This is a genomic window from Pseudokineococcus marinus, from assembly GCF_013004605.1.
Lineage (GTDB): Bacteria > Actinomycetota > Actinomycetes > Actinomycetales > Quadrisphaeraceae > Pseudokineococcus > Pseudokineococcus marinus.
In genome coordinates this window covers 1-10,657 of sequence record NZ_JABEMA010000100.1, presented here as the reverse complement: position 1 = coordinate 10,657, position 10,657 = coordinate 1, and the positions used below count along the sequence as shown (strand labels likewise).

At 77.2% G+C, this 10,657-nt stretch carries 13 protein-coding genes and 1 tRNA gene; 3 read left to right on the top strand and 11 right to left on the bottom strand.

From position 1 onward, the window contains the following. The 3 genes from HLB09_RS08475 to HLB09_RS08465 form a co-directional block, all read right to left on the bottom strand. Positions 1 to 627: cytochrome P450 (locus tag HLB09_RS08475; RefSeq protein WP_171202956.1), on the bottom strand; the 627-nt coding region annotated here is incomplete at its 3' end. A 23-nt stretch (positions 628 to 650) separates the two neighbouring features. Continuing rightward, the gene (locus HLB09_RS08470; RefSeq protein WP_171202957.1) at positions 651 to 947 is read right to left on the bottom strand and encodes a GroES family chaperonin; all 297 of its coding nucleotides are present in this window, start codon (positions 945 to 947) and stop codon (positions 651 to 653) included. 238 nt (positions 948 to 1,185) lie between these two features. Continuing rightward, entirely contained in the window at positions 1,186 to 1,551 is a 366-nt protein-coding gene (locus HLB09_RS08465; protein ID WP_171202955.1) for a DUF3618 domain-containing protein, read from the bottom strand. Positions 1,552 to 1,727: 176 nt separating this feature from the next. On the opposite strand from HLB09_RS08465, the gene bcp reads away from it, so the two are divergent. Together bcp and HLB09_RS08455 are read left to right on the top strand one after the other, a co-directional pair. Then, positions 1,728 to 2,300 carry a thioredoxin-dependent thiol peroxidase gene (gene bcp, locus HLB09_RS08460; protein ID WP_171202954.1) on the top strand — a complete coding sequence of 191 codons (573 nt, stop codon included), beginning with the start codon at positions 1,728 to 1,730 and terminating at the stop codon, positions 2,298 to 2,300. Between the two features lie 66 nt (positions 2,301 to 2,366). After that, positions 2,367 to 2,452: transfer RNA gene (locus tag HLB09_RS08455), tRNA-Leu, on the top strand. A 102-nt stretch (positions 2,453 to 2,554) separates the two neighbouring features. Here the strand turns inward: HLB09_RS08455 and HLB09_RS08450 are convergent. From HLB09_RS08450 to clpS, 8 genes are all read right to left on the bottom strand, one after another. Continuing rightward, complete coding sequence (locus tag HLB09_RS08450) at positions 2,555 to 3,280, bottom strand: fasciclin domain-containing protein (RefSeq protein WP_171202953.1); 726 nt, start codon at positions 3,278 to 3,280, stop codon at positions 2,555 to 2,557. Positions 3,281 to 3,471: 191 nt separating this feature from the next. Then, on the bottom strand, positions 3,472 to 5,067 hold the full coding sequence (locus HLB09_RS08445; RefSeq protein WP_171202952.1) for a molybdopterin-dependent oxidoreductase: 1,596 nt from the start codon (positions 5,065 to 5,067) through the stop codon (positions 3,472 to 3,474). Between the two features lie 49 nt (positions 5,068 to 5,116). Beyond that, positions 5,117 to 5,722 carry an RdgB/HAM1 family non-canonical purine NTP pyrophosphatase gene (rdgB, locus tag HLB09_RS08440; protein ID WP_409372987.1) on the bottom strand — a complete coding sequence of 202 codons (606 nt, stop codon included), beginning with the start codon at positions 5,720 to 5,722 and terminating at the stop codon, positions 5,117 to 5,119. Positions 5,723 to 5,727: 5 nt separating this feature from the next. Further along, the gene (gene rph, locus HLB09_RS08435; RefSeq protein WP_171202950.1) at positions 5,728 to 6,528 is read right to left on the bottom strand and encodes a ribonuclease PH; all 801 of its coding nucleotides are present in this window, start codon (positions 6,526 to 6,528) and stop codon (positions 5,728 to 5,730) included. Between the two features lie 77 nt (positions 6,529 to 6,605). Further along, complete coding sequence (locus HLB09_RS08430) at positions 6,606 to 7,415, bottom strand: MBL fold metallo-hydrolase (RefSeq protein ID WP_171202949.1); 810 nt, start codon at positions 7,413 to 7,415, stop codon at positions 6,606 to 6,608. Positions 7,416 to 7,436: 21 nt separating this feature from the next. Then, entirely contained in the window at positions 7,437 to 8,255 is an 819-nt protein-coding gene (murI, locus tag HLB09_RS08425) for a glutamate racemase (protein ID WP_171202948.1), read from the bottom strand. Positions 8,256 to 8,354: 99 nt separating this feature from the next. Further along, positions 8,355 to 8,969 carry a DUF2017 domain-containing protein gene (locus HLB09_RS08420; RefSeq protein WP_171202947.1) on the bottom strand — a complete coding sequence of 205 codons (615 nt, stop codon included), beginning with the start codon at positions 8,967 to 8,969 and terminating at the stop codon, positions 8,355 to 8,357. Positions 8,970 to 9,007: 38 nt separating this feature from the next. Continuing rightward, entirely contained in the window at positions 9,008 to 9,304 is a 297-nt protein-coding gene (gene clpS / locus HLB09_RS19920; RefSeq protein ID WP_409372986.1) for an ATP-dependent Clp protease adapter ClpS, read from the bottom strand. A gap of 164 nt (positions 9,305 to 9,468) precedes the next feature. Between clpS and HLB09_RS08410 the strand changes: the two genes are divergently transcribed. After that, positions 9,469 to 10,657, top strand: a 1,189-nt coding sequence (locus HLB09_RS08410; RefSeq protein ID WP_212770776.1) for a nicotinate phosphoribosyltransferase, incomplete at its 3' end; no start/stop codon positions are given.

Sequence of the window (10,657 nt, the reverse complement as noted above, 5' to 3'; positions counted from 1 at the left end):
GAGCCTGCGGCGCGCCGGCGTGGGCAGCCAGCCGGCCAGCGGCGTCCGCACCCGGCCGACGACGACCTTGAGCGCCTCGAGCACCGCGCGGACGAGGCGCTCGCCGTCCTCGGCGACGTCGGCGCCGAACAGGGTGCGCCCCACGACCTCCAGCGTCGCCTGCAGGGCCCCGGCGTCGACGTCGACGACGCCCCCTCCGGCCGGCCACGTGGCGCGCATCCGCGCGGCGGCGGCCACCGACTGCTCGGCCACGGCGGTGAGCCCGCCGGGGTGGAAGGCGGGCTGGGCGGTGCGGCGCCGCTCGCGCCACACCTCGCCGTCGCTCGTGAGCAGGCCCGAGCCGGTGACGGCGGACAGCGCGCCGTACTGGGCCGTCCTCTTCGACCAGCCGCGGTGGTTGTCGACGAGCACGCGTCGGGCCGCCGCGGGCGAGCTGACGAGGACGACGGGCAGCCGCGGCATCGGGAAGGCGACGAGGTCGCCCCAGCGCGCCTGCACCGACGCGAGGAAGGCCAGGGGGTCGGCGCGGATCCGCGGGACCGCGGCGACCATGTGCCACGGCAGCGGGCCGTCGGCCTCCACGGGCGTGTAGCGGGCGTTCCTCCGCGGCGCCGCGGGCGGCGCCACCGGTGGCGGGGCGGGCGCGGCGCTCAGAGGTACAGCCCCGTCCGGCCCTGCTCGGACCCGGCCTCGGCGACGGCGTGGAGGTCGCGCTCGCGCAGCAGGAGGTACTCGCGCCCGCCCAGCTCGACCTCGCCGCGGGCCTCGGGGTCGAACAGGACGCGGTCGCCCAGGCGCACCTGGCGGACGTGCTGGCCCACCGCCATGACGACGGCCCACGTGAGCCGCTTGCCGACGGCCGCCGTGGCGGGGATGACGATGCCGGCGCTCGACCGCCGCTCCCCGCCGGCCTCAGCCGTCGAGACGAGCACGCGGTCGTGCAGCATCCGCAGCCCGAGCTCGCCCGGACCGGGACGGCCCGGGGCGGGCGCCGCAGGCGTGCGCTCGGTGGTGCTGTGCGCTGGGGTGTCCGCTGGGTTCACCCCACGACGCTACCGGCGTCCGTCGACGGCACCCGCCCTCCCCCGAGCCGCGCGGGCTCCGGACGTGCGTGAGCCCCGCCGCCCGGAGGGGTGGCGGGGCTCACGGTGCTGGCGCGAGGGAGCCGTGACGCGGTGGCGGCGCTCAGGAGCGCTTGCGGCCCCGCTCGGCGGCCTTCTCGACCTCGCGGCGGCCGCGGCGCTTGCGCCGGCGCGCGCCGCGCAGGGCGAGCAGCGCGACGAGGCCGGCGACACCCGCGCCGATGGCGGCGATGCGCTCGGTGCGGGGCTGGCCCTCGGGGGTGAGGACAGCGCCCCGGGCCTTCTCCTTGACGTCCGCCACCGTGCGCTGGGCGACGTTCTTGGGCGCCACGCGGTCCTTGAGCGCGGCGACGCTCGAGGCGAGCTGGTTCTGCTGGGCCCGGCTGAGCTTCTCCAGCTCCGCCGGGTCGGAGGGCAGCGGCGCGGTGCGCTGCCCCTGCTGCTGGGCCTGCCCGGTGGGCGTGCTCATGGGTCCTCCTGGAGGGGTGCTGGCATCGGTGCGTGCGGTGGCGCGCGGCACCGCGGGCGCCGTGCAGATCTCGGCGGCGACGCTATCGCGGGGACCCGCGAGCGGCAGGTCAGGACGAGAGGTGCGCGACGGGCGCGCGGACCGCGACGTCACCGGCGCTGGCTAGCCTCCGCCCCATGAGCGAGCCCACCACGGGCGCGGAGCCCGCCGACGCGGCCCCCGGCCCCACTCCCCCGCCGGTCTCGGCGACGACCCCCGCCCCCACGACGACCTCGACGGGGCGGCGCCTGCAGGAGGGCGACGTCGCCCCCGCGTTCACGCTGCCGACGGCCGGTGGCGGCGAGGTGTCCCTGGCCTCCTACGCCGGCCGGTCCGTCGTCGTGTACTTCTACCCCTCCGCCATGACGCCGGGCTGCACGACGCAGGCCGTCGACTTCCGCGACAGCCTCGAGGAGCTGCGCGGGGCGGGCTTCGACGTCGTCGGCGTCTCCCCCGACGCGCCGGAGCGGCTGGTCCGCTTCGCCGAGAAGGAGGGCCTGACCTTCCCGCTGGCCTCCGACGTCGACCACGCCGTCCTCGAGGCCTACGGCGCCTGGGGCGAGAAGTCGACCTACGGGCGCCTGTCCCTCGGCGTCATCCGCTCGACCGTCGTCGTCGGGCCCGACGGCAGGGTCGTCCACGCCTCGTACGGCGTGAAGGCCAAGGACCACGTGGCGCGCCTGCGACGGGCCCTCGGCGTGGACGCCTGACGCCGTAGGCTCGCCGCCGCTCCTCCGCCCGTGCCCTGCCGTGCTACAGGCGCGGGGGCAGGGCGGGCGGACGTGGTGGAACTGGCAGACACGCGAGGTTTAGGTCCTCGTGCCCCGGGAGGGGTGTGCGGGTTCGACCCCCGCCGTCCGCACCGAGCGCAGCAGGAGGCGCCGCCCCGAGGGGCGGCGCCTCCTGCTGCTCGACGGTGCCGGTCGTGCCGTGCTCGTCGTGCGGGTGGTGCTGACGGGTCAGATCACATCGCCGGCGGCATGAGGACCGCGTCGATGAGGTAGACGGTCGCGTTGGCGGTCTGGACCCCGCCGCAGACGACCGACGCCGGGTTGTCGCTGTCGGCGTTGACCATGATCTCGTCGCCGCTGCCGCTGACGGACAGCTGCTCGCCGAGGAGGGTGTCGTAGTCGCCGTCGGGCGACTGCGGGTCCACGGGCGTCGTGACGACGTGGTAGGTGAGCACGTCGGTGAGGGTCTGCGCGCCCTCGGGCGAGCTGAGCGTGTCGAGCGTGGCCTGGTCGAGGGCCGCGAAGGCCTCGTCGACCGGCGCGAAGACGGTGATGTCCTCGGCGCCGTTGAGGCTGTCGACGAGGTCCACGTCGGGGTTGAGCTGGCCGGAGACGGCCGCCGTGAGCTGGGTCAGCAGCGGGTTGTTGCTCGCCGCCGTGGCCACCGGGTCCTGGGCCATGCCGTCGACGGAGCCGGCGCCGTCGGGGTTGGCCTCGGCGTAGTCCGCGCAGCCCGGGCCGACGAGCATCGAGGCCATGTCCGTGCCCCCGGTCATCTCGTCGGTGGGGGTCGCCATGTCCTCGCCCATGTCCTCGGTCGGGCTGGCCATCGGCGACTCCATGGACGAGTCGGGCGTGGTGTCGGCCGTGCCGCCCGCGGGCTCCTCGCCGCCGCAGGCGGAGAGCGTGAGGACGAAGGCGGCGGCGCCGGCGGCGACGAGGCTGGTGGAGCGCTTCATGGGAGGTCCTTCTCTCGGTGGTCGTCCGTGGTGCTGTCGTGGGGTCTTCGGTCACCGGGCCGCCGGCGGATTGGCCTGCGCCGCATCGTGACCCGCTCGTGACGCGCGCGGCGGAGGCGGGGCACTGTGCGGCACAACGGGTCTCCGCGCATCTCGAGAGGGCCCGCGCCGCCTGCGCCCACCCGACCGGGTCAGTCGTCGGACGTGCCGGTCACGGTGATCGAGTGCCAGCCGGATGCGCCGTCCGGGATGGGTGGCACCCGCTCCTGCACCTGGGTCGCGCCCGTCTCGTCCGTCGCCCGGACGGTCAGGGTGTGCGACCCCTCGGGCAGGTCGTAGGGGAAGCGCCACTGCACCCACGTCTGGTCGTTGTAGGCGGCGGCGAGCTCGGCCTCCTGCCACTCCCCGTCGTCGAGCCGCAGCTCGACGCGCGCGACGCCGCGGCCCTGCGCCCACGCCGTCCCGGCGGCCACGGCCTGCCCGACCGGCCGGCGCGAGAGCGGCTCCGGCACCTCGATGCGGCTCTGCGTCTTGATCGGCCCTCGCTCGGCCCAGCCGCGGTCGGTCCAGTACGCCGTCGCCCGGTCGTAGCGGGTGACCTCGAGGTCCACGACCCACTTGGTCGCCGAGACGAAGCCGTAGAGGCCGGGGACGACCATGCGGACGGGGAAGCCGTGCTCCGTGGGCAGCGGCTCGCCGTTCATGGCGACCGCGAGGATCGCGTCCACGTCGTCGTCGACGAGCGCCTCGAGCGGCGTGGACGCCGTCCAGCCGTCGACGCTCGTCGAGAGCACCATGTCCGCGTCCGCGGTCGGACGGGCGCGCGCCAGCAGCTCGCGGACCGGCAGGCCCAGCCAGCGGGCGTTGCTGATGAGGTCGCCGCCGACCTCGTTCGAGACGCACGTGAGCGTGACCCAGGTCTCGAGCAGCTCCGAGTCGAGCAGCTCCGCGAAGTCGATCTCGACCTCCTCCTCGACCATGCCGTGCACGCGCAGCGTCCACGTCGAGGGGTCCACGCGCGGCACCGTCAGCGCGGTGTCGATGCGGTAGAAGTCCGGGTTGGGGGTCTGCCACGGGACGACGCCGTCCACCCCGACGTCCACGCCCTCCGGCACCGGCGGAGCGGTCACGGCCGGGGCGGGCAGGCGCAGGGCCGAGCGCACGGAGGCGACGCCGCGGCTCGCCGCCCCGAGGGCGCGGCCGCCGACGAACGACAGGACGGCGAGCCCCCCCGTCGCGCCGGCGGCGACGAGGAACCCCCGTCGCGAGGTCCCGTCGTCCTGGGCCGCACCCCGGCGCGGCAGGCGGTCGAGGAGCCAGTGCAGCGCGAGGAGGCCGCCGACCGCGCCGACGAGGCTGGGCAGCGGTGAGAGGGTCACCGCGTCCGGGCGGCTGGCCGCCGCCACGGCGCCGACGACGCCGAGGGCGATGACCAGGACGTCGCCGAGGACGCGCCGGCGGCGCCCGAGCACGCCGGCGAGCGAGGCGAGGACGACGAGCACGAGGCCGATGCCGACGAGCAGGGCCAGCTTGTCGTTGGTGCCGAACGTGGAGATGGCGAAGTCCTTGAGCCACCCGGGCGTGAGGTCGACGAAGGCGTCCCCCACCGCGAGGACGGGGGCCGCCGAGGGAGCGACCACCGCCGCGACGACCTCGGCCACGCCGAGCGTCAGCGCCGCCGCGAGCAGGCCCGCCAGCGCCGCGAGGGCCGTGGTCCCGCGGCGTCGGGGCCGGCGGCCGGCGTCACCGGGCCGGGGGACGGGCTGGGGAGGGGCGCTGGTGGTCATGTCCCATGTTCGGCCCCGCCGCCCGGTCGGATGCCACCCGGGCGCCTCGTCAGCCCAGCAGCGCGGGCATCTCCTGCGCCAGGACGCCGAAGGCCCGGGCGCGGTGGGAGACGGCGTTCTTCTCCTGCGCGCTCATCTCCCCCAGCGTGCGCGTCTCCCCCTCGGGCACCACGGCCGGGTCGTAGCCGAAGCCGCCCGCCCCCCGCGGCGCCCGCGCGAGGACGCCCCCGAGCCGCCCGTGGTGGACGACCTCGCCCCCGCCCGGGAGCACGAGCGCGGCCGCGCAGACGAACGCCGCGCCGCGCTCGGCGTCGGGGACGTCGGCCAGCTGGGCGAGGAGGAGGGCGAGGTTGGCCGCGTCGTCGCCGTGGCGGCCGGCCCAGCGGGCGCTGAAGACGCCCGGCGCGCCCCCGAGGACGTCGACGCAGAGGCCGGAGTCGTCGGCCAGCGCGGGCAGCCCGGTGGCCGCGCACGCGGCGCGGGCCTTGAGCAGCGCGTTGGCGGCGAAGGTGGTGCCGCTCTCGACGACGTCGGGGACGGCCGGCAGCCCGGGCCCGTCGAGGGGCAGCAGCTCGAGCGCGGGCAGCGGGCCCGCGAGGAGCACCGCGATCTCCTCGACCTTGTGGGCGTTGCGCGTGGCCAGCACCGCCCGCACCGGGGTCACGCCGCGCCGCCCGCGGCCCCGCCGTCGAGGTCGGCGGCCGTGACCGTGGTGCCCGGCGCCGCCGCGAGCGCCGCCTGCTGGAGGCGCGCGAGGGTGGCGCACCCGCCGAGGGCCAGCTCGAGCAGGGCGTCGAGCTCGGCCCGGTCGAACGGCGCTCCCTCGGCGGTGCCCTGGACCTCGACGAACCGCCCGTCGCCCGTGGCGACGACGTTCATGTCCGTGTCGGCGGCGGAGTCCTCGACGTAGTCGAGGTCGAGCACGGGGTGGCCGTCGCTGACGCCGACGCTCACGGCGGAGACGCTGCCGCGCAGCGGGTCCCGCTTCACCAGGCCCTCGCCGCGGGCCCACTGGACGGCCTCGGCCAGCGCCGTCCAGGCGCCCGTGACGGCCGCGGTGCGGGTGCCGCCGTCGGCCTGGAGGACGTCGCAGTCGAGGACGAGGGTGTTCTCCCCCAGCGCCCTCGTGTCGACGACCGCGCGCAGCGCCCGGCCGACGAGCCGGGAGATCTCGTGCGTGCGCCCACCGACCTTGCCGCGCACCGACTCCCGGTCGCTGCGGCTGTTCGTGGCCCGCGGGAGCATGGCGTACTCCGCGGTCACCCAGCCCTGCCCGGAGCCCTTGCGCCAGCGGGGCACGCCCTCGGTGAGGGAGGCCGTGCACAGCACCCGGGTCTGGCCGAACTCGACGAGGACGCTGCCCTCACCGGCCTGCTGCCAGCGCCGGGTGAGGCGGACGGGGCGCAGCGCGTCGGGCGCGCGGCCGTCGTGGCGGGCGGGCTGGCCGGTGGGGCTCGTCATGGGTCCAGACAGTACGCAGGGCCCTGCGCGCGGGGGCCGACCTCCCCGGCGGCCTCTCCGCGTGCCCGGCCCGCCGCTCACCGCCGGGGCGGATGTCCCACGTCGACGACGAGCCCGGGGGTCGCGAGCGCCACCGGGCCGGTGTAGCCGGCCCCGCCGGCCTCCCCGAGGGTGCGCGCGGGGTCGTTCCAGGGCGGCAGGTGCGTGAGCAGCAGGGACCGCGCCCCGGCGTCGCGCGCCACCTCGGCGGCCCGTCGCCCCGTGAGGTGGACGCCGCGCTGGGCGTCGCGGCCCTCGTGGAAGGCGGCCTCGGCGAGGAGCAGGTCGGCGTCACGGGCGAGGTCGACCACGGCGGGGCAGGCGTCGGTGTCCCCCGTGTACGTGAGGACGGCGCCGGTGGCGCGCTCGCGCAGGCGGATCCCGTAGGCCTCGACCGGGTGGTCGACCCGGTCGACGAGCACGTCCCACGGGCCGAGGGCGAGGGGCGTCCGCGCCCGCCACGCGCGGACGGCGAAGCTGGCGGCCAGCTCCGGGGCGGACCCGGGGCCGTAGGCGGCCGCGAGGTGCTCGGCCGTGCCCGCGGGCCCGAGCACCGGCAGCGGCTCGGGGCGCCCGGCGGGGCGCTCGCGCAGCGCCGGGTCGTAGGTGCGCGCGACGTGCAGCCCGCAGAGGTCGAGGCAGTGGTCGGCGTGGAGGTGGGAGAGCAGGACGGCGTCGAGCGCGTGGAGGTCCACGAGGCGCTGCAGCGGGCCGAGGGCCCCGCTCCCCAGGTCGAGGAGCACCCGCCACCGGCGCCCCGGCCCGTCGTCCGCCTCGAGGAGGTAGCAGGAGGCGGCGCCGCCGGGCCCGGGCAGGGAGCCGGAGCAGCCGACGACCGTCAGGCGCACGGGGGGGCGCCGCTCACGCCCTCACCGGTCCGCGCCGGTGGTGAGGAGCCCGGCGCTCTCCGCGAGGGCCACCTCGGGGCCGAGGAAGCGCCGGGCCAGGGCGGTGAAGGCGTCCGGGTCCCCGGTGGTGAGGAAGCGGTGCTCCGGCGACGGGCTCCCCGGGGGCCGCTCGAGGCCGTTCTCGACGAGCGCGCGGTAGACCTCCTGGGCCGTCTCCTCGGCGCTGCTGACGAGGCTGACGGCGGGGCCCATGACGAGCGACAGGACGCCGGTGAGCAGCGGGTAGTGGGTGCACCCGAGGACGAGGACGTCGACGCCCGCCTCCTGCAGGGGCGCGAGCGCGCGCCGGGCCTCGGCCATGAGCTCGGGCCCGGTGGTGACGCCCGCCTCGACGAACTCGACGAAGCGCGGCACGGCCCGGGTCGTCACCTGCAGGAGGGGCGCCGCGGCGAAGGCGTCCTCGTAGGCGCGCGAGGTCGCCGTCGCCTGCGTGCAGATGACGCCGACGCGGCCCGACCGCGTGACCGCGGACGCCCGGCGCACGGCCGGGCGGATGACCTCGACGACGGGGACGTCGTAGCGCTCCCGCGCGTCGTGGAGCACGGCGGCGCTGGCCGAGTTGCAGGCGATGACGAGGAGCTTGACCCCGCGGTCGACCATCTCGTCGAGGCACTCCAGGGCGTACTGCCGCACCTCGGCGATCCGCCGCGGGCCGTACGGCTGGCGCGCGGTGTCGCCGACGTAGAGCACGGGCTCGTCGGGCAGCTGGTCGAGCACGGCCCGGGCGACCGTGAGGCCGCCGAACCCGGAGTCGAAGATGCCGATCGGGTCGTCCGCCACGGGGGCAGGGTAGGCCGGGCCGCCGACGTCGCGCCCGGGCCGCGCCGGGGCGCCGGGGCGGACGACGGCCGGTTGCCCGCGGGTGACGCCGGGCGGCCGTCAGCGCCGGGGCGGTCCTCCGGCGGCCGGCAGGTCGCGCAGCAGCACCTCGGCCAGGCCCTCCTGCAGCCAGGTGAGGAAGTCGTAGATGCTCGCCGTCCACGACGTCGGGTCGTCCTCGTCGGCCTCGGCGGCCCGCAGCGCGACGAGCGCGGCGTCGTCGTCGGTCTCCAGGCCGAGGCGCTGGGCGAGCACGAGCCGCAGGTCGGTGAGGGCGGTCACCCAGGCCCGCGCCTCGTCGTCGGTGAGCAGGAGCGGCGCCGGGCGTCGCAGCGTGGCGGCCGTCGTCAGCAGCGCGGCGCGCTTGCGGTCGGCCAGCCCCTCCTGCGTGAAGCGGCGGAACTCCGCGGCGGCCTCGTCGTCGTCCCGGCTGGCGGCCGGCAGGAGGCGGGCGAGCGCCGGGTCCTCGGGGGCGTCGGCGGGTGCCGCGTCGAGCTGGCGGGCCAGGGCGTCCAGGGGGTCCTCTCCGTCACGCGCGGCCTCGGCCCCGGTCTCTCCGGCGGCGCCGTCGAGCAGCCGCGCCACGTCCTCGAGGAGGCCGGCGACGAGCTCGGCCTCCTGGGGCTCGAAGCCCGCGGTGATGCCCTTGCGGGTGCGGCGGAAGCGGCGGGCCACGGGTCCTCCTTCGTCCTCCTCGGAGTGTCCGAGGAGGGTCAGCTGTCGTGCGAGAAGGTCGCCCAGAGCCCGAAGCCGTGCATCGCCTCGACGTCGCGCTCCATCTCCTCCAGCGAGCCCGACGACACGACCGCGCGGCCCTCGTCGTGGACGTCGCGCATGAGGCGCTCGGCCTTGGCGCGCGAGTAGCCGAAGTAGCTCTGGAACACGTAGGTCACGTAGGACATGAGGTTGACCGGGTCGTTCCACACGATGGTCACCCAGGGCCGCTCGGTGCTCGGCGCCTCGGCGGCGACGACCTCCTCGGCCTCGGCGGGCGCCGCCGTCGCCACCACCGCTGACGCGCCGAGGACGCCCCGGGACGACGGCGGGCGGGCGGCGGGCGCCGGTGCCGGCCTGGTGGTCGCGCTCACGGGGCCACCCTAGGACGGCGGGTCGGGGGGCTACGGTCGCCCGCGTGGGCACCTCGGCGCTGCTGACCGACCGCTACGAGCTGACGATGCTGCAGGCCGCGCTGGCCGACGGCACCGCTCACCGGAGGTGCGTCTTCGAGGTCTTCGCCCGCCGGCTGCCCCACGGGCGCCGCTACGGCGTCGTGGCGGGCACCGGGCGCCTGCTCGAGGTGCTGCCCGACCTGCGCTTCTCCGACGACGACCTCGCCTGGCTCGAGCGCGAGGGGGTCGTCGACGCCCGGACGGTCGAGCACCTGGCGTCGTGGCGCTTCCGCGGCGACGTCGAGGGCTACCCCGAGGGCGAGGTCTACCTGCCCGGCTCCCCCCTGCTGACGGTGCGGGGCACCTTCGCGGAGGCGGTCGTCCTCGAGACCCTCGTCCTGTCCGTGCTCAACCACGACAGCGCCGTCGCGTCGGCGGCCTCGCGCATGACGGCCGCCGCCGACGGCCGCCCCTGCCTGGAGATGGGCTCCCGGCGCACGCACGAGGAGGCGGCCGTGGCGGCCGCCCGGGCGGCGGCGGTCGCGGGCTTCTCCGGCACGTCGAACCTCGCGGCGGGCCGCCGCTACGGCCTGCCGACCATCGGCACGTCGGCGCACGCCTTCACGCTGCTGCACGACGACGAGGACGCCGCCTTCGCCGCCCAGGTGGCCGCCCTCGGCCCGTCGACGACGCTGCTCGTGGACACGTACGACGTCGCCGCCGCCGTCGAGCGCGCGGTGGCCCTCGCCGGCCCGGGGCTCGGCGCCGTCCGGCTCGACTCGGGCGACCTCGCCGAGCTGGCCCACGACGTCCGCCGCCGCCTCGACGGGCTCGGCGCGACCCGGACGAAGATCACCGTGACGAGCGACCTCGACGAGCACGCCATCGCCGCCCTCGCCGCCGCGCCGGTCGACAGCTACGGCGTCGGCACGAGCCTGGTCACCGGCAGCGGCCAGCCGACGGCCGGTCTCGTCTACAAGATGGTCGCCCGCGAGGGCCGCGACGGGCGCCTCCAGGGCGTGGCGAAGGCGAGCCAGCACAAGCAGGGCGTCGCCGGGGCGAAGCGCGCGTGGCGCGAGCTCTCCTCCGGGGTGGCGAGCGCGGAGGTGCTCGTGGTCGAAGACGCCGACGGGGTCGCCGCCCCGGTGCCGGGGGCCCGCCCGCTGCAGGTGCCGCTGGTCGAGGGCGGGCGCGTCGTCGCGGAGGGGGCCACCGGCGCCGAGGGCGTCCGCGCGGCGGCCCACCGGCACGACG